The 17189-nt window shown below is 71.0% G+C and carries 13 protein-coding genes and 1 pseudogene; 3 read left to right on the plus strand and 11 right to left on the minus strand.

Annotated features, from left to right (window positions below):
* Nucleotides 1-440 precede the first annotated feature (440 nt).
* The 4 genes from ACFYW7_RS27160 to ACFYW7_RS27175 all read right to left on the minus strand — a co-directional run bounded on the left by ACFYW7_RS27160 (nucleotide 441) and on the right by ACFYW7_RS27175 (nucleotide 3696).
* Nucleotides 441-1016 (minus strand): rhodanese-like domain-containing protein, encoded by a 576-nt coding sequence (locus ACFYW7_RS27160; RefSeq protein ID WP_389506868.1) that lies wholly within the window; start codon nucleotides 1014-1016, stop codon nucleotides 441-443.
* 168 nt (nucleotides 1017-1184) lie between these two features.
* Nucleotides 1185-1928: a sulfite exporter TauE/SafE family protein gene (locus ACFYW7_RS27165; protein WP_389506870.1), complete on the minus strand. Its 744-nt coding sequence runs from the start codon at nucleotides 1926-1928 to the stop codon at nucleotides 1185-1187.
* Complete coding sequence (locus ACFYW7_RS27170; protein WP_389506872.1) at nucleotides 1925-2290, minus strand: rhodanese-like domain-containing protein; 366 nt, start codon at nucleotides 2288-2290, stop codon at nucleotides 1925-1927. Before ACFYW7_RS27170 ends, ACFYW7_RS27165 begins: the two co-directional genes overlap by 4 nt.
* A gap of 47 nt (nucleotides 2291-2337) precedes the next feature.
* Complete coding sequence (locus ACFYW7_RS27175; protein WP_389506875.1) at nucleotides 2338-3696, minus strand: rhodanese-like domain-containing protein; 1359 nt, start codon at nucleotides 3694-3696, stop codon at nucleotides 2338-2340.
* Between the two features lie 538 nt (nucleotides 3697-4234).
* On the opposite strand from ACFYW7_RS27175, the gene ACFYW7_RS27180 reads away from it, so the two are divergent.
* Entirely contained in the window at nucleotides 4235-4402 is a 168-nt protein-coding gene (locus ACFYW7_RS27180) for a hypothetical protein (RefSeq protein WP_389506877.1), read from the plus strand.
* Between the two features lie 183 nt (nucleotides 4403-4585).
* On the opposite strand, the gene ACFYW7_RS27185 is transcribed toward ACFYW7_RS27180, so the two are convergent.
* The 4 genes from ACFYW7_RS27185 to ACFYW7_RS27200 all read right to left on the minus strand — a co-directional run bounded on the left by ACFYW7_RS27185 (nucleotide 4586) and on the right by ACFYW7_RS27200 (nucleotide 9423).
* Nucleotides 4586-7144: an alpha-amylase family glycosyl hydrolase gene (locus tag ACFYW7_RS27185; protein WP_389506879.1), complete on the minus strand. Its 2559-nt coding sequence runs from the start codon at nucleotides 7142-7144 to the stop codon at nucleotides 4586-4588.
* A 170-nt stretch (nucleotides 7145-7314) separates the two neighbouring features.
* On the minus strand, nucleotides 7315-7779 hold the full coding sequence (locus ACFYW7_RS27190) for a carbohydrate-binding module family 20 domain-containing protein (RefSeq protein WP_389506881.1): 465 nt from the start codon (nucleotides 7777-7779) through the stop codon (nucleotides 7315-7317).
* 448 nt (nucleotides 7780-8227) lie between these two features.
* Entirely contained in the window at nucleotides 8228-8833 is a 606-nt protein-coding gene (locus ACFYW7_RS27195) for a class I SAM-dependent methyltransferase (RefSeq protein WP_389506883.1), read from the minus strand.
* Nucleotides 8834-8970: 137 nt separating this feature from the next.
* Nucleotides 8971-9423: a rhodanese-like domain-containing protein gene (locus ACFYW7_RS27200; RefSeq protein ID WP_389507238.1), complete on the minus strand. Its 453-nt coding sequence runs from the start codon at nucleotides 9421-9423 to the stop codon at nucleotides 8971-8973.
* Nucleotides 9424-9440: 17 nt separating this feature from the next.
* Here ACFYW7_RS27200 and ACFYW7_RS27205 point away from each other — a divergent pair.
* Nucleotides 9441-9674: pseudogene (locus ACFYW7_RS27205) on the plus strand (MFS transporter); the annotation flags it as partial.
* Nucleotides 9675-9722: 48 nt separating this feature from the next.
* Here the strand turns inward: ACFYW7_RS27205 and ACFYW7_RS27210 are convergent.
* From ACFYW7_RS27210 to ACFYW7_RS27220, 3 genes are all read right to left on the minus strand, one after another.
* Entirely contained in the window at nucleotides 9723-11339 is a 1617-nt protein-coding gene (locus ACFYW7_RS27210; RefSeq protein WP_389506885.1) for a multicopper oxidase family protein, read from the minus strand.
* 817 nt (nucleotides 11340-12156) lie between these two features.
* Nucleotides 12157-12678: a DinB family protein gene (locus tag ACFYW7_RS27215; RefSeq protein ID WP_389506887.1), complete on the minus strand. Its 522-nt coding sequence runs from the start codon at nucleotides 12676-12678 to the stop codon at nucleotides 12157-12159.
* 1394 nt (nucleotides 12679-14072) lie between these two features.
* Nucleotides 14073-14321 (minus strand): hypothetical protein, encoded by a 249-nt coding sequence (locus tag ACFYW7_RS27220; protein WP_389506889.1) that lies wholly within the window; start codon nucleotides 14319-14321, stop codon nucleotides 14073-14075.
* Nucleotides 14322-14825: 504 nt separating this feature from the next.
* On the opposite strand from ACFYW7_RS27220, the gene ACFYW7_RS27225 reads away from it, so the two are divergent.
* Nucleotides 14826-17105 carry a tetratricopeptide repeat protein gene (locus ACFYW7_RS27225; protein WP_389506891.1) on the plus strand — a complete coding sequence of 760 codons (2280 nt, stop codon included), beginning with the start codon at nucleotides 14826-14828 and terminating at the stop codon, nucleotides 17103-17105.
* Nucleotides 17106-17189 lie beyond the last annotated feature (84 nt).

The following is a 17189-nucleotide window of genomic DNA, read 5'->3' on the forward strand; positions in this document are numbered from 1 at the left end:
AGCGGAAGGCTCCTTCCTACCTCTATTCCGCTTCTGAGCTGTTCGACCGGGCAGCCGACCTGATGGCGGAGTCGGCGACGCTCGTGCATGAGAACGAGAGGCGCTGGCGCACATTCCGTACCCGGGTTCGCGAACTGCGATCCGAATAGGCCGGCGCCCCGGGAGTGTTCCCATCACGAGAGACGGTTTTCATGGAACTGCCGCCGCGCCCAGGGCCGTGGGGCCCAGCCAGGGGCGGCCGTCCTCCTTCCACCCATGGACGCGGGGTGTGAGGCCGCTGAACCTGTAGCGGCTGAAAGATGGTTGCGAGGCTCCCGCTTCCCGTGCCCTGCGGTCAAACGTTCACCGTGACCGCCGCTTTGAACAGCGTGGTCCGGGCGGCCGCGGTCCGTACCGGGGCCGGCACGAAGGCATCCGGGAGTGGTCGCGGCCGGCACGCGTCAGTTGTTGCGCAGGCGGGCCAGCGTCGCGTCGAGGTCGGCCTTGCGGGGCCGGTTGTGGGGAAGCTTGGCGAGCAGGGCGGCCATGCCGCAGCTGTTGGTCACGGCGGAGAAGACCAGGCCGCCGGCGATGCCGGCCGACAGCAGCCGGAAGGCCGGGTGGACGAACTTGCTTAGGCCCAGGCCGAGCAGGACGACGGAGCCGGCGGTGAGGCGGACCTGGCGCTCCATGCCCCAGGCCGCTTTCCGGGTGCCCTCGGGGCGGTGCAGGTCGTGGCCCTGGGCGGCCCAGGCGCCGGTGCCTCCGGCGAGGGTGGCGGTGTGGACGCCGTTCTCCGCGAGCATCCGGCAGGCGTTCTCGGAGCGGGCGCCGGAGGCGCAGACTACGAGGACTTCACCGGTCTGGGCGGCGGTGCGGAGGTCGGGCAGCGCCCGGTCGAGCTGGTCCAGGGGGATGTTCAGCGCGCCGGGGATGTGGCCGCCGGCGTACTCGCCGGGGGTGCGGACGTCGACGATGGTGAGCTCGTGCAGACGGGCGCGGGCCTGGCGGGGGTCGAGGGCGGTGGGGGTGGTCATGGGTGTTTTCATCCTTGTGCGTTGGGGTGTCCCGGCCGGAGGGGCTCTCGTGCCGATGAGGTGCGGGTGAGGACGGGACGGCCGTGTAACTCGGTCACCCGGTGGGGAGTTGTGTCGATCGGCGCCAAGGGGGCTGCGCCGGGCTGCGGGTCTTCGAGCCTGAGCGGGTCAGACGAGCACGTCGGCCAGCATGAAGACGGCGACTGCGAGGAGCACGTAGGCGAAGACCCGCTGAAGTGTCCGGCCCTTGAGCTTTTTCGCGAGGCGCTTGCCGTCCCAGGCGCCCAGGATCGCTGCCGCGGTGAACGGTGCGATGACGGCCCAGTCCAGCTGCATGCCCGAGCCTGCCCGTGCGGTGAGGGCTGCCATCGAGTTGATCGTGATGACCAGGAGGCTGGTGCCGACCGCCCGGCGCATGGTCAGTCCCAGCACGCCGACCAGGGCTGGTACCGCGAGGAATCCGCCGCCCACTCCCAGGAATCCGGTGACCGCGCCCAGTCCGGCACCGGCTGCCCCGGCCTTGCGGGGGTTCACCGGGCCCGACGGTTCGGTGTGCGCGGGGCGCAGCATCCGCAGGGCGGCGAGTGCCGCGATGACGGCGAAGGCGACGGTCAGCACGGCGTTGGGCAGGTGGCCTGCGGCGGCTCCGGCAATCACCGCGGGCACGATGCCCGTGGCGGCGAAGAGCAGCCCTGTGCGCCATGCCACGTTGCCGTCCCGGGCGTGCCCGGCCAGTGCTGTGGCGGAGGTGAGGGTGACGATGACGAGGCTGGCCGTCGTCGCCCGCGCCGGGGTGAAGTGGAGCAGGTAGATCAGGGCGGGGACGGCGAGGACGCTGCCGCCTCCGCCGAGTCCGCCCAGGGCCAGGCCGATGACGCCACCGGCGACGAGCGCGAGGATCAGGGCGGTCATGCTATCGAGCCGTCGTTCCCGTGCTTGTCGATGACGGCGTGTCCGGCGGCGGCCCACGCCTGCATACCGCCCTTGACGTCGACGGCGTCGGAGCCGCGCTCCGTCAGCAGTTCGGCGGCCTGCTGTGAGCGGCGTCCGCTGCGGCAGATCACCACCAGCGGCCTCGCCTGGGCCCTGCTCGGCAGGGCGGCCCCCGCGGCCAGGCGGGACAGTGGCGCGTGGATGGCGCCGGGTGCGTGTCCGACGTTCCACTCGGTCTGCTCGCGCACGTCCAGCAGGACGGCCGGGGCGTTGGCACCTTGAGTGCGTCGGTGGGCCTCGTCCACGGTGACGCGGTTCGCGCTGCGGCGGAAAAGGAACATCACACAACCTCTCGGAAAGTTCTCGGGTACGGGCCAGTTGGCTGCGGTCAGCCGGTGACGACGGTCAGTCCGGCGGCCTCGGCGTTGTCGAAGCCGTCGTCGACCGCCACCACGGCACGGCCGGACGCGTCCAGCAGCGAGGCGGCGATACCGGCGCGCATGCCGCCGGCGCAGTGCACCCAGACGGTGCCGGCTGGCACCTCGCCGAGCCTCTTGCGCAGCTGGTGGATCGGAATGTGCACGGAGCCCTCGATGTGTCCGGCGGCCCGTTCGGAGTCGCGCCGCACATCCAGGACGACGATGTCGTCCGTGCCCCGCTCGGCCAGGCCGGCGAACGTGGAGCGGGAGAAGGACACGAGCGTGGTGCCCTCGGCCGTCCAGTCCTGCGGTGTGCCGGTGGCGGCGGCCGCGGGGCGGTCGATGCCGACCCGGACCAGTTCCCGCTGGGCGGCGGCCAGTTGTTCCGGGGACTCGGCCAGGAGCGTCACCGGCTTGCCCCAAGGGATCATCCAGGCCAGATACGTTGCGATCTTGCCGTCCGCCTCGAAGTTGAACGACCCGGCGACGTGGCCCTCGGCGAACGCGACCCGGTTGCGCAGGTCGACGACCCACTCACCGGCCGCGAGCCGCGCGGCGATCTCGTCGGCGTCCGCGACGGCCGGAGGAGTCAGGTCCACGGGCGCGGGACCGGCGGCGTTGGCCGGCCCCATGTACGTGTAGTAGGCGGGGACGGCGTCGAGGTCCGCGAGGAGCTGGGCGACGAAGGAGTCCACGTCCGTCGTCAGAGCCGCGTTGACCGCCTTCTCCTTGCCGATCGTGGTGGCGTCCCCCTCGGCCTGTGCCGAGGAGCAGAAGCTGCCGAAGCCGTGCGTGGGCAGTACGGACGTCTCGTCGGGCAGTTCGGCCGCCAGGCGGTGCGCGGAGGCGTGCTGGGCGCGGGCCAGGTCTTCGGTCAGACGCGGCTCGACGAGGTCGGGACGGCCCACCGTGCCGATGAGCAGGGAGCCGCCGGTGAAGGCGGCCACCGGCTGCCCCTGGTCCTGCAGGACGTAGGAGGTGTGGTGCGGAGTGTGCCCCGGGGTGGCGACCGCCCGCAGCTCCAGCTCGCCGTCGACGGTGACGGTGTCGCCGTCGGTCACCGGGACCCGCGTGAACGACACGCGCGCCCCGGCCGGCACCAGGTAGGAGGCGCCGGTGACCCGCGCCAGCTCCAGACCGCCGGTGACGTAGTCGTTGTGGATGTGCGTCTCCACCACGTGCGAGATCCGTATCCCCCGGCGCGCGGCGGCCGCCAGAACCTGGTCGACATCGCGCGGCGGGTCCACCGCCACGGCCGTCCGCGCGCCGCCGGCCAGGTAGCTGCGGTTGCCCAGGCCCTCGAGCTCGATGGTGTCGATGAAGAACACGGAGATGCTTCCTTCCCGTCGAATGTACCCCCCGGGGTATACGCACTCTAACATTGATACCCCCGGGGGTATTCAGGTCGGGGTTTCGGCCTCGGTCCGGTCCTCGGCTGCGGGCCGCTGCCTACGTGGTTGGCGTTGCAGATCCAGCCGTGCCGTCCGCCGGGTTCGTGGTGCAAGGGCCGGCCGCTGCCGCATTCCCCGGCCGACCGCAGGCCTTCCGGGGCCCGGGAGGCGTGTTCGCCATCGCGGTCACGCCGCCGTTCACCGTCCCCTGGTGATCGCCTTGCCGGTACGGGTGGCGACCTTGGTCCGCCTGGGGCTGGGGCGCCTCCGAGCCGGCCGGTGACACCGGTCAGGTACTCGGCCGGACTGGTCACGCGTGGAAGTCGCCCTCGCCGGACCGAGGAACCACTGCGGAACTGATCCTCCGACAGCGCGCGGAGTCTTCTGCAGGGTGGCTTCCGTCATGGGGAGGGCGGAGGATTGAAGCAGCCACTCAGTGGACTGACAGGCTCGCTTCCCCTGCCGGGCTTCGGACGTGGTGCCGTATCTCGGCGAATCTCTTGCCCTGGTTGACTGCGATGATCGGCAGGAGCGCCGCAGTCGCTGGAACGCCGACCAGCCGTTCCGGCAGATGGCCGAGTGCGGCCTGGCCGTCGTCGGCGCGTTCCTCGTCGCTGAGCGGACGCTCGCCGGCATGCGCTGAAGGTCGTCCTTGGCCCGGCCGGGAAGAGGTTCCCCGCCGCGGGGGTGAACGCGACAACACACACCCGATGGTGACCGCCTGGTACCGCTGGTGGCTCTCACCGCGGTGTCCGAGTCGAGAGGCACCCCGAGGGGTGCCTCTCGACTGTCAGTCCGGCCGTAGTGTTCGAGACCCGCAGTGTTGTCAGTTCTTCTTGAAGACCGTCACCGCCAGGCTCGCGCAGGCGTTGTCGCTCGCGGCGACGGCGCCGGTGGTGTCGAGCACCTTCGTCCAGGTCCCCGGCGGCAGCGCCACGTTGTAGGTGCTGCCGGTGGGGTTGTCGACGACGACGGTGTCGTAGGTCGTGGGCGCGGCGGGGTTCGAGCTGAAGCGGCCGATCACCACCGAGCCGTCGACGGTCGCGGACACCTGGTTGTGCACCGCGCCCCAGGTGGTGAGGCGCAGGGCCGCGCGGGCCTTGCGGAGCGCGATGGCGTCCTTGTAGTAGCTGAAGATGTTGGCGTTGGCGGTCTTGTCGCCCCAGTGGATCGCGTTGACGGCGTCGGAGGCGGCGTAGGAGTTCATCGCGGTCGGGTAGTCGCCGCTCACGACCTTGGAGCGGAGGAACTCGTCGCCCTCGGCGATGACCGGGACGCCCTCGGAGGTGAGGATCATGCCGACGGCGAACCGGTCGATGCGGCCGGCTGTTCCGGTGGCTCCGCCGGTCGCGCCGGAGTACGTGATCTTGTCGTAGAGGTTCAGGTTGTCGTGGATCGAGGCGTAGTTCATGGTCTGCTCCGGGTCCTCGGCGAAGGCCGGGGTCCACAGGTTGGAGACCGGGGAGGTGCTGTTGGCGTCCGTGGGTGATCCGCGCATGCCGAAGGCGATGGCCGCAGCGTTGCCGGTGCCGCCCATGTAGCCCATGGTGTTCGTGTCCGTGCCACCGCGGATCGCGTCGCGGTAGACGCCGTTGAAGACGCCGAAGTGTGCGGGCGCGAGGGTGGGGAGGTTGCCGTAGCGGACCTTCTGCGGCTCCTGCGGGTCGCTCGCTCCGCCGTTCCAGGGCTCCCCGTACATCATCAGCGTGCGACCGGCGTAAGCGGTGTTGAGGTGGTTGGCCCAGGTGTTGACGTTGTCGGTGTGGTGGACGCCGACCAGGTCGAAGCGGAAGCCGTCGATGTTGTAGTCACGGACCCAGTGCTCCAGGGAGTCCTGGATCATGCGGGCGACCATCGGGTTGCCGTCGTCGATCGAGTTGCCTGTGCCGGACAGGTCGGTCGACGTGTAGTACTTGCCGGTGATGTTGCCGAAGACGCTCTTGCTGAAGGTGTGGTTGTAGACGACGTCCATGACGACGCGGATGCCGTTCTTGTGGAACACGTTGACCATGTCCTTGAACTCGCGGATCCGGTCCTCCGGCGCCGTGAACTGCGAGAACTGCTCCTCAGGAACGTTGTAGTCCACCGGGTCGTAGCCCCAGTTGGGCACGGTGCTGCCGAAGTCGAACGAGGGCATGATCTGGACGGTGGTGACGCCCAGCTCCTTCAGGTGGTCGATGCCCGTCTTCGCGCCGTTGTCCGTCGTCCCGGTCTGCACCAGGCCGAGGAACTTGCCGCGCTTGGCCGCGTCGACGCCGGAGCTCGCGTCGATCGTGAAGTCGTGGACGCTCAGCTCGTAGACGACCGCGTCCTCACGGTTCGTCAGGGCCGGGCGCGCCACCCAGCTGCCGCCGGTGGGCGTCACGGCGGCGGTGCCGACGACCACGCCCCGGGTGGTGCCGGGGGTGGTCATCTGGGCGTAGGGGTCGGGGACGGCCACGCCGCCGACGTGGAACTGGTACGTCTGATCCTTCAGGTCTCCGCTGACGACGGTCTGGTAGACGTTCGTGTAGCCGCTGAGGGTCGTCGGGCTGAGCGGGTGGCTGCTGCCGCCGACGCTGACACTGACGTTGGAGCTGTCCGGCGACCAGAGCCGGAAGGTGGTGCCGGTCGGGGTGTAGAGCGCGCCGAGGGTGTTCAGCGAGGACGTGCTGCCGCCGTTGCTCACGACGGTGATCCAGTGGGTCGCCGAGTTGTAGGAGAAGGTGGTGGTCGCCCCGGCCGAGGGCACGTCGAAGGCGATGTCGGCGCCGTTCGCCGTGCCGCCCGCGCCGTAGTTCACGGTCCAGGACTGGCCCAGGGTCACCTTGGTGTTCCAGCTGCCGGCCGGGATCGCGGTGGTGCTGCAGGTGTAGACGCCGTCGCCGTCGGGGTCGGTCATCCGCGTCGTGGCGCAGGTGGCGGACCAGTCCGCGCCGCAGCCGAGCTCGGACTGGTAGTCACCGGCCGCCGTGACGGCGGGCCGGGCGGAGTCGTCGGTGACCAGGTGGGTGTTGGGGTCGTAGACGAAGTCGACGACCTCGCCGCCTGCTGGGACGGTCATCGAGATGTTCGAGCCGTCCGCCACGCCGCCCGCACCGTAGTTCTCGGTCCAGTCGTCGTTGATCGCGATCTTGTAGTTGTAGCTGCCGCCCGGGACGTTGAACGAGGCGGTCCAGGTGCCGTCGGCCCGCGGGGACATCTGGGCCTGCGGGCAGTCCGGCTGCCAGTCGGCGGAGCAGCCGATCTCACTGCCGAAGGTTCCGGCCAGGGTGACCGTGCTCGGCGCGGCGGCGCTGGCCGGGGAGGAGGAGAGGGAGACGGTGCCGGCGCCCAGCAGGACGGCGGACACGCCGAGGGCTGCGGCTCTGCGTATTCCGGCGCGGGGGTGTGGTCTGCGGCTCATGAAGGGGAGTGCCTCCGGGCATGCCGAGGGCGGACGGGTACGCGCAGCGGCCTGCGGCTGCCCGTACCTGCCGTCCTCGGGTGGGGTGGGGTGGAGTCGGAGCGCGGGGGTGGGGACGCGAGCGGCGGGGAGCCGACGGGTCCCCGGGGACCGGGAGCGGTCGGCCGGTGTCAGCGCCAGGAGTCGTCGAGGGTGACGGCTCCGGAGGCGGGGGTGGTGCAGGAGCGGTGGGGGTCGCTCTCCCGGGTGATCGTTCCGTCCGGGTTCTTCTTGACGTACTTGTAGGCGAAGCTCGAGCTGGACGGCGAGGTCAGCGCGGTCGACCAGGTCGGGCAGCCGGCGGCCGAGAGCGGGACCACCGCGGCGGTGTTCCTGTTGCCCGGCGCCGGGATGGAGCCGACCACGTCCACGTTCTGGCGGTAGTAGGTGTCGGGGTACTCGTCGAAGGCGACGGAGACCTGCCCGCATGGCTGCAACTGCTGCCCGTGCAGGGGCTGTTGACGGCGACCGTGTCCTCGGGCGCGACGGCGACGGTCGCGTTGCCGTTCGCGTCGACGGTCACGACCGGTCAGGTGGACGGACGCGACGGAGTTCCCGTTCCACCGGAACAGGTCGGCGATGACGTCGTCGCCCATGCCGGGTGGCGAGGCCACCACGGGCGTGCTGCCGCCGACGAGGGCGAGCGGCGTGACGGCGGTGAGGAGGGCGGTGGAGGCGGGGATGGCCCGCAGTCTCCGGGATCTGGGATCTGGGAGCTGCGGGCGTGTGGAGGGTGAGATGCATGTGCGGCTCCGGGGGCAGGGGAGTGCTGTGGGTGGGCAGTCCGCGGCGACGGTTGCCGCGACACCGGGACCCGACCCGGGAGCGCCGCACCGCGCGGGGAAGACAGTGCCACCGCGCGGAGGAGTCGACAAGACTCATGGAAGAATTTGCTGCAAGTTTCTACAACCCGTTTCAGCTTGCTTTCGCTGCACCGCACCCCGGGGTTCGAGGGGAAGCCTGGACATCCGCGTCTCGAACGCACCCGGCATGCTCCATTCGCCTGGCACGCCGACCGATGTGCCTGGTCTGCGCGGGACGACGTCAACGGCGCACGGCCCGTACGAGGCCGTCCACGGCCGTACGGCTGTTGCCGTCGGCGTCGGTCACCGGGCGGGTGACCGTCTCGGCCCGCAGGATGTCGGCGTACGGCCGCCAGATGTCGGCCACCTGCTCGACGGTGTACAGCACACGCGCATCCTGGGGGCCGCCGTGACCTCGCTCGGGATTGCTCGCGTCGTGGCCGACGAGCAGCAGGGTTCCGCCCTCGCGTACGCCGGTAGCGGCCCGGAGCAGTACCTGGGCCATCGCGGTCCACGGGAGATGGAGATAGGCGATCAGTGCCAGGTCGTAGCTCTCCTCGTCAGGGGCCCAGGCGGTCAGATCGGCGCGGACGGCGTGCAGGCGCACACCTCGGTCGGCTGCCAGTCGCCCGGCCTTCTCCAGTGCCACGGCGGAGAAGTCGACGGCGTCCACGTCCCAGCCCCGTTCCGCCAGCCAGACCGCGTTGCGCCCTTCACCGGCGGCGATGTCCACCGCCCGCCCGGTCGGTTCCAGATCGGACAACTCCTCCTCGACGAACCGGTTGGGTTCCGCCTTCCACACCAGTTCGCTGCCGCGGTACCGCTCGTCCCAGCCCACTGCGTCCATCTCGTGCACCTCATTCCTCCGCGTGAGCGCAATCCTCGTCCGTACCGGCGTCTTCCTACGGGTCCGCCTCGCCGTCCCCCGTGTTCTCGGGACGGACGGCGGCCGATGCCCGCGGCCGCCCCCCGGAGTGCGGTGGATCAGGCGCCGGCCGGTGCGGGCTGGGCGGGCCAGGCGCCGTAGCCGCCGAGCAGATCGGCGACGTCGGTGCGGCCCTGGTGGCACAGCAGGCCGGCTGCGATGGAGGAGCGGTGGCCGCCCGCGCAGTGGACGACCAGGGGCCGGCCGGGATCTCGTCGGCACGACGGGCGAGTTCGGCCAGCGGGATGTACAGCGAGCCCTCGATGAAGCCCTCCTTGCGCTCCGCGGCGTTGCGCACGTCCAGGGCCGGCGGCCGCTCCTCGCCATCGAGAGCCCGACGCGGCTCGTCGGCGGTGAGACGGCCGGCTTGCTCCATCTCGTCGGCCAGGGCGGGGAAGGCGCCTTCGGGTTCGCGCAGGTATCCGCCGACCTCGCCGAGGCTGATGCGCTCGCCGTCGGTCAGCTCGCGGATGGGGTACTCGGCCTCGGCGCGCTGTCCGTAGCCGATCCAGGCGCCGGTGCGGTCCCCCGGCGGACCCTGCTGGCCGGGCTCGCCCTGTTCGCCGCGGCCTCCCTGGCCACCGGCCTGGCGCAGGACGCGCCGACGCTGCTCGGCGGGCGCGTCGCCCAGGGGGTGGGTGCCGCACTGCTGTCCCCGGCCGCGCTGTCCCTAGTCACCACCACCTTCCACGGCGCCGAGCGCAACAAGGCGCTCGGTGTCTGGGCCGCGATCGGTGGCGGCGGCGCGGCCGCCGGTGTCCTTTCCGACAGCTTGAGGGGCTGGACGGAACAGGGAGGCGCGTACAGGGGATCAGGCTTCGTAGGCGACCAGCGCCATCATGCCTGCCTCGCCGTGGTAGGCATTGTGGCAGTGCAGCATCCATTGCCCCGGGTTGTCGGCGTCGAAGAACACCGGCACCGTCTTCTTGGGCAGCACGATGGTGGTGTCCTTGCGCGGTCCGCTGCCGCCGAGCTGGTAAGTGTGGCCGTGCAGGTGCACCGGGTGCCACATGGTGGTGGTGTTGACGAAGTCGAGCCGGACTCGCTGGCCCTGTTCCACGGTGATCGTGTGCGCGGTCGGGTTGTCCATGTCGAACCGCTTGCCGTTGATGGCCCAGTTGTAGGTCATCATGCCGCCGGTCAGTTCGATGCGGTGGACCCGGTCGGCCTTCTTCGACGGCAGTCGGACGTCGTCCGCCGCATGCAGCTGCGATGCGGCCATGAGCATGCCGTCCAGTTCCCTCGGACGGACGGATGCCTTGGGAGTGCTGCCGGAGCCGGTGCGGATGACGGCCATGCCGGTGGCGTTCTTCCCCTCCGCCGAGGCCACCAGGGGGAAGACGCCGTCGTCCAGGGTGACGAGGACGTCGTAGCGTTCGCCCATGCCGATCAGCAGGGCGTCGACCTGCTGGTGCCGGACAGGGAAGCCGTCGGTGTGGGTGATGGTGAGCTTGTGGCCGCCGAGCGCGACGCGGTAGGCGGTGTCGCCGCCGGCATTGATCAGACGCAGCCGCACCCGCTTGCCGGGCTTGGTGCGGAAGACGGCTGGGTCGGCCGGAACGCGCCCGTTGACCAGGTGGTAAGGGTAGTTCACGTCGCCGGCATCGCCCCCGAGCAGTCGGCTCTGCGCGCCCATCAGCATGAATCCCCTGCCTGCGCCGGAGGGAGACGCGGAGGGGGTACTGCCCGTTCCGTCCATGCCGCCGCTCATGTCCATGTCCCCCATGTCGTGGCCCTCGTGGCCGGAGGAGCGGGACGGGCTGCTGGAGTCTTCGCCCATGTGCATGCCGCCCATGCCCTGCCTCAGCTCGGCGAAGACGTCGTCCGGGGTGCCGGTGACACCGTCGAGCCAGTCGTCGAGGACGACCACCCACTCCTCGTCGTACGACAGCGGCTCCCTCGGGTCATCCACGATCAACGGCGCGTACAGGCCCCTGTCGAGCTGGACGCCGACGTGCGGGTGGAAGAAGTAGGTGCCGGGGGCATCCGCGGTGAACCGGTAGGTGAAGTTGTGTCCCGCGCGGACGGCGCGCTGGACGGCCGGCGGTGCGCCGTCCATGTCATTGCGCAGGGCGATGCCGTGCCAGTGGACGGAGGTGGCGGTCTGGTCCGGCAGCTGATTGGACAGTGTGGCTGCCAGTGTGTCACCGGCCGAGACGCGCAGCTCCTTTCCCGGCGTCCGGCCGTCGAAGGCCCAGGTCCCGGCGGTGATCCCGGCGCCCAGATCGAGCTTGGCCTGCGCCGCGGTCAGAGTCAGCTCGTGGGTGCGGCCGGTCCTGGTGCGCTTTTGGTCCGCAGCGGCGACGGCCGGCCCGGAGGGACTGATCAGGGCGGGCGTGCTGCCGGAGCCGCTGCAGGAGGCGAGCGCGCCCGCGCCCGCGACGCCGAGCCCGGCCAGCAGGAGAGAGCGGCGGTCCATGCTGTTCACAGTGGGTGTCCTTCTTCTCGATTTTACTTCTGTTCGACTCGCGTGAGGGCACGGCCGGGCGCGAGTGAGCGCGCGCAGCCGTGGACGCGGCCTACAGCAGCAATCGAGAGAGGACGGAAAGGTCGGGTGGTGCCCGGCCCGTCGTTCCCGGCACGTCCCGGCCACCGGCCGCACCAGGGTGGACGGCCGGAACACAGCCGGCAGAGGGCTGGTGGGGAGGTCCGAACTTCAGCCCGTCGACGCCGGCGGCGGAGCAGTGCTGCCCCACCGTGCCGCAGCACTCTCCGTCATCGTCGTGGCCCGCGGCCGGGGCTGTGACTGCGGACGGCACGGCGTGCCCGCTCGTGTGGACGGACATCGGCGGCGTGGCCGTATGGTGCATGCCCGCCGTTGCCCGGACAGGCGGCACGTGCGTGAGGGCGCCCGCCGTTTCGTGGTGGACGAGAAGAGCGAGCGCCGCCAGCAGCGCGATGACGGCGGAGCCTGTCCACCGCAGTACGGCGCCGCGAGCGCCGTCTGACCGGTGGCCGGCTGTCGTCATTGCTTCCGTCCGTACTCGAGTGAAACGACTGGTCGCGGTCAATATACCCCGGAGGGGTAAGGCGGTGAGTCGAGTGGCGGGAGCGAGAGACCCCACCGTAATGACTACCGGCGCAGTGCGCGGCGCAAGGCGGTGGTGAGCTCGGTGAACTTCTCCTCGCCTGAGTGGGGTCGGTGCGGGCGGCGTTGGTGACGCAGTCGCGCAGGTGGTCGTCGAGGAGGCCGACGGCGACTTCCCGCAGGGCGCGGCCGGCAGCTCACAACCCTGCGGTGCGGGTCAGGACGTGGTGTCCAGGGTGAGTTGGCCGCGGTGGAAGTCGAAGTGCTGAGTGGGATACCGGTACACGTCTTCGAGGGTCATCGCGTCTTTGAAGAAGGGATCCCACCGCACGGGAAAGTGCATCCTCCGCGCCAACGCCGCCTCGGTCTCCGCTTCCAAATGACGGGACAGGGCCGCAAGGGTGCGATCGAACTTCGCACCCATGCGACGGTGGTTGTACAGCCGGGCGCCGCCCACGGCCCCCAGATAGTTGATCACGTCGAACGGGCGTGTGGAGGCATTGAGCAACCTGGCCCAAGCACGGCTCGCGCCCGGCGGAAGACGGCCGAACAGACGCACCAGGGGCAGCAGTGCCAGCACGACGATGTAGCCGAAGAGCATGTGGTAGAGCAACTGCTCATTGGTCCAACGGGTTCCGCTGCTCCGGCGGCGCAGGTCGTCAGCGTCGGCCGCGTCCAAGAGTTCGTGGAACGTGGCACCGGCCTGCTGCAACTCCGAACGGACGACTTCCCGGTCCATCGTTCCCTCCTAGGCACAGCGGCTGGGACCGAGCCTCATGGTGACGTTTTACCGAGGCGTCCGGCAACGCATTCGATCAGAGAGACGTTGTGGACAACGGACTGCCTCGGTGAAGCTTTGATTCTCGGTTCTCCGTTTCGTTTGGTTTAGCTGTCACGCCGGTTCGGGGTGGACTCGTGGGCGAGGCGGCGGGTCATGAGGTTGACGGTGGCTCGTTACTTGCCGGCCGCGTAGGCCCCGATGCCTGCGCAGCCGGTGATGCCGGGGAGTGAGGAGATGTTCACGATCACGCCTATGTGGAGCGTCTTTGGGATCCGTAGACGCGCGGTGCGGTGGCGCGCAGCAATGTGGCCGGAGCGTCGCTGTCCTTGAGGAGCTTGTTGCCGCTGGAGGTCGACCGACGGTACACCTCGCGAGCGAGCGGCTCGATTCGCTCGCGAAGAGGGACGAGATCCCGATCGCCGAGTGCAGTCGCGGCCGCGAGAAACAGGGCGGAGGTTTCGGCCGTACCGCGGGGCGCGCTGCGCCGCACCTGAGGTCCGGGTCGGGATGGGTTGTGCAGACAGGGCGTGGCGTATCCGTCCGGGGCCTGAGGTTCGTCGACCGCACCACGAGGGTGCTTCGGTCCGGAAGGTGATCCACCCGCGGCGTTCGAACAACCCGGGCGGCAGCAGGCAGATCCGGCGGGTCCAGCAAGTCCGACGGGTCCTCCCGCCCGGCGAACGCACCAAGTGTTCGACCGATCGCATGATTGTTCGGCGCGCCTGGCGTCGAGAACGCGCGCCCGTGAGATTCCTGCCGGAGGATGCCGCGAGTGGGGTTTCCCCGACCCCTCCCCATTCCGAGGAGCGCTCGAGCATGACTCCTGAGAGACAGATCCGGTCCGGCACGGGGCCGCGGCCCCGGCAGGTCAGGTGGCGAGCCGGCGGCGCCGCCGCGTTGCTGACCGTCGCGGTGCTCGGGCAGGCCGAACCGGCGTTGGCGAGCCCGCGGACTTCCGTACCCGAGGGTGCGACGTCGGTACGTGGTCCCGGAGCCGACGAGTGCTGGGTGGTCATGGGCGACCCGTTCGGCAGGCCCGGTCACCAGCACGGCAACGGAAGGGACGACCGCTGCACGGTCAGGCCCGCAGGTCCGCAGGGGCCGACAGGTCCGCAGGGCCCACGGGGCGAACCCGGAGTGGCGGGTCCGCAAGGCCCTGTCGGGCCGACGGGTCCACAGGGTGCTCCGGGCGTGCCGGGTGCTGGTTCCGGGGCGACGGGTCCCCAGGGTGTTCCCGGGGCCACCGGTCCGCAAGGCGCCGTCGGGCCGACGGGTCCACAGGGCGACACCGGGCCCACGGGCCCGCAGGGACCCGGGGCGGTCCAACCGGTGTTCGGTCAGTTCCTGCCGACTCAGATCGTGCGGGGAGCGACGCTCACCTGTTCGAGCACCACCACGAGCGCGACCAACTCGGCGTGCTCCGGGGCGAAGCTCAACGGTCTCGACGTCCGGCTCGGGGCCACCGAGGTGAATGTCATCTGCAACGCGGTCACCGGCCAGGGCTTCAGCTCGGCGTCCGGGAGCGGTGCCGTGAATCCGCACGCCGTATGGACCGGCACGGCATGGACGCTCAACACGACCGGGACCGGCTTCACACCCATGCGAACGATCGACTGCAATCGTTGAACGGTGATGCGGGCGGACGCGACGACGTCCCCGTCGACGTCGTCGCGTCCAGTGGGGCCACAGGGGCAGCGGCACATCCCGAACGCTCCGCCGTTCAGGAGTCCGCGACCCGGCCGGTCCCTCCGCGGGCCCGCCCGCCGTCCGAAGCCCGTCCCGGCGCGCGCCCCACCGGGGGCGGCGTGCGGTCCGGGCCGGGTGCGCCGTTCTGCCGCCGCGCGCCCACGCGTTGTCCCACAGGGCGCCGTCGCCGCCCGCCCCTGGTGACACGGAGTCCGTGCGTCACGGACATCACGCCGCGCCGTGTCCCCCTACGACGGCACGGGCATCCTCCGCGCGGAGACATTCTCCCGACCGTGTCACGGCTCGGCCCCGGCTCGCGCCCGGTGCCGCACAAAGTCGGCGAATAGCTCGTCATACTGGACGGGGCGGCGCCGGGGGGCGGGCTCGGGGTCGAGCGGTGACGGGGGCGATCACGCGAGATGACGGAGAGCAGGCTGATCCAGGGTCGTTACCGGATGCTCGATCCGATCGGGCGCGGTGGCATGGGCGAGGTGTGGCGGGCGCGGGACGAATCACTGGGCCGTCACGTGGCCGTCAAATGCCTGAAGCCGCTCGGCCCGCACCACGACCAGTCCTTCACCCGCGTCCTGCGCGAGCGGTTCCGCCGCGAGGCCCGGGTCGCGGCCGCCCTCCAGCACCGGGGCGTGACCGTCGTCCACGACTTCGGCGAGTCCGACGGAGTGCTGTACCTGGTGATGGAACTGCTGGAGGGCAGCAACCTCAGCCAGCTCCTGGAGGAGAACCCGCAGCGCCGGCTGGCGGTCGACCTGGTCGTCGACATCGCCGAGCAGGTGACGGCCGCGCTCGCGTACACCCATCAACAGGGCATCGTGCACCGCGACCTGAAGCCGGCGAACATCATGCGGCTGACCGACGGCACCGTGAAGATCTGCGACTTCGGCATCGCCCGCCTCGGTCACGACATCGGATTCACCTCGCGGCTCACCGGCACCGGCATCGCGATGGGCACCCCGCACTACATGTCGCCGGAACAGATCAGCGGCTCGGAGGTCGACCACCGCAGCGACCTGTACTCCTTCGGCTGCGTGCTCTACGAAATCGCCACCGGGGCACCGCCGTTCGACCTCGAGGACGCCTGGTCCGTCCTCGTCGGCCACCGTGACACCGTGCCCGAGCCGCCGCGCGACCACCGGGCGGAACTCCCCGACTACCTGGAGCGGATCATCCTCGACCTGCTCGCCAAACAGCCCGAGCAGCGTCCGCGGGACGCCCGCGAACTGGGCCGTCGCATCAGCGCGGGCCGCACCACCCCGATGTACGTGCCGACGGTCGTCACCCCGTCCCTGCCGCATCCCGCCGTGGGCCGGCGCTCCCCGGCACCCCCCGTCCCGTCCGGCCCCGCACAGCCGCCCGCCCGCGAACCCCGACTGCCCTCCTGGACCCAGGGCATGACCACCGGCCGCAAGGCCACCGGGGCGGGACTGCGCGTCACCCCGCCGGACGCCTCCGCCGGTCTCACCGGCGAGTGGATCGCCCGTCCCCTCACCACCGTCCCGCCCCCGCCGGGTACGAGCGAACAGCGGTCCCCGGCGGCGGAGTCGCTCAACGCCCTCACGGGGCGGCACAACGCCGGACTGAACCTGGGCAGGCTCGGCCGATGGGCCGAGGCCGGAGAGGTGCACCGGGCGGTCGCCGCCGAACGGGAGAGTCTGCTCGGGCCCGACCACCCGGACACCCTCGCCAGCCGCTACGAGATCGGCTTCACCCTCAGCCGCACCGGGCACCCCGCCGAGGCGCTGCGCGAGTACGCGCGCGTCGCCCAGGCGCGCGGGCGGTCGCTCGGCACCGACCATCCCGACACCCTGGCCGCGCGACAGGAAATGGCTTACGTACTCGGACAGTTGGGCCGCCACTTCGAGGCGCACCAGGCCTACGCCTCGGTCCTCTCCGTCCGCGAGCGCGTGATGGGCCCCGACCATCCCGACACGCTGCGCTGCCGCCACAACCTCGCCTTCAACCTCAGCAGGCTCGGGCGCCTGGAGGAGTCGTACCGCATGGCGGGCGAGGTGGCCTCCGCCCGTGCCCGGGTGCTCGGGCCGACCCACCCCGACACCCTCGTCACCCGCTATGAAGTCGCCTACGCCCTGGGCCAGTTGGGGCGATGGCCCGAGGCTCTGCACAGCTATCAGGAAGTGGCCGCGGCCCGCGCGCGGGAACTGGGCCCGGACCACCCGGACACCCTGGCCGCCCGCTACGAGGTCGGCATCAGCCTCGGCCGTCTCGGCCGCAGCGCCCAGGCGCTGGAGCTGTACCGCTCCCTCGTCGACGACCGCACCCGGGCGCAGGGCCCGGCGCATCCCGAGACCCTGCGCGCGCGGCACGGGCTGGGCGTGAACCTCGGCCGTCTCGGCCGTTGGGAGGAGGCCCTCGCCGAATCCCGGGACGTGTGCGCCATCCGCGAGCGCGTACTCGGAGCGGACCATCCCGACACCCTCGTCAGCCGCCGGGAGGTCGCCGTGGGACTCGGCTGGCTCGGCCGCTGGGCCGACGCCCTCACCGAGTACCGGCGGGTCTCCACCGCCCGCGACCGCGTCCTCGGTCCCGACCACCCCGACACCCTCGCGAGCCGCAACGACGAGGCGCACTGCCTCGAGCAGCTGGGGCACGGACGGGAGGCCGCGGAGCTGTACCGGAGGGTGGCCGCGCTGCGGCAGCAGCGGGCGGCCGGAGGGCGCTGACCGGGCGCCGACCCCGGGACGACCTCGACGGCAGGGGACGGGACCTCGGGGTTTCGCGAGCGGAAGCCGGGAATCCGGGCGGCG

The sequence above is a fragment of the Streptomyces sp. NPDC002580 genome (genome assembly GCF_042889485.1).
Classification (GTDB): Bacteria; Actinomycetota; Actinomycetes; order Streptomycetales; family Streptomycetaceae; genus Streptomyces.

What these genes read in the sequence shown, in the direction of transcription:
- ACFYW7_RS27160 (WP_389506868.1), bottom strand. Translation starts at nt 1,016, where the DNA reads ATGACCACCCCCACCGCCCTCGACCCCCGCCAGGCCCGCGCCCGTCTG.
- ACFYW7_RS27165 (WP_389506870.1), bottom strand. Translation starts at nt 1,928, where the DNA reads ATGACCGCCCTGATCCTCGCGCTCGTCGCCGGTGGCGTCATCGGCCTG.
- ACFYW7_RS27170 (WP_389506872.1), bottom strand. Translation starts at nt 2,290, where the DNA reads ATGTTCCTTTTCCGCCGCAGCGCGAACCGCGTCACCGTGGACGAGGCC.
- ACFYW7_RS27185 (WP_389506879.1), bottom strand. Translation starts at nt 7,144, where the DNA reads ATGAGCCGCAGACCACACCCCCGCGCCGGAATACGCAGAGCCGCAGCC.
- ACFYW7_RS27190 (WP_389506881.1), bottom strand. Translation starts at nt 7,779, where the DNA reads ATGGGCGACGACGTCATCGCCGACCTGTTCCGGTGGAACGGGAACTCC.
- ACFYW7_RS27195 (WP_389506883.1), bottom strand. Translation starts at nt 8,833, where the DNA reads ATGGACGCAGTGGGCTGGGACGAGCGGTACCGCGGCAGCGAACTGGTG.
- ACFYW7_RS27215 (WP_389506887.1), bottom strand. Translation starts at nt 12,678, where the DNA reads ATGGACCGGGAAGTCGTCCGTTCGGAGTTGCAGCAGGCCGGTGCCACG.
- ACFYW7_RS27220 (WP_389506889.1), bottom strand. Translation starts at nt 14,321, where the DNA reads ATGGGTGTGAAGCCGGTCCCGGTCGTGTTGAGCGTCCATGCCGTGCCG.
- ACFYW7_RS27225 (WP_389506891.1), top strand. Translation starts at nt 14,826, where the DNA reads ATGACGGAGAGCAGGCTGATCCAGGGTCGTTACCGGATGCTCGATCCG.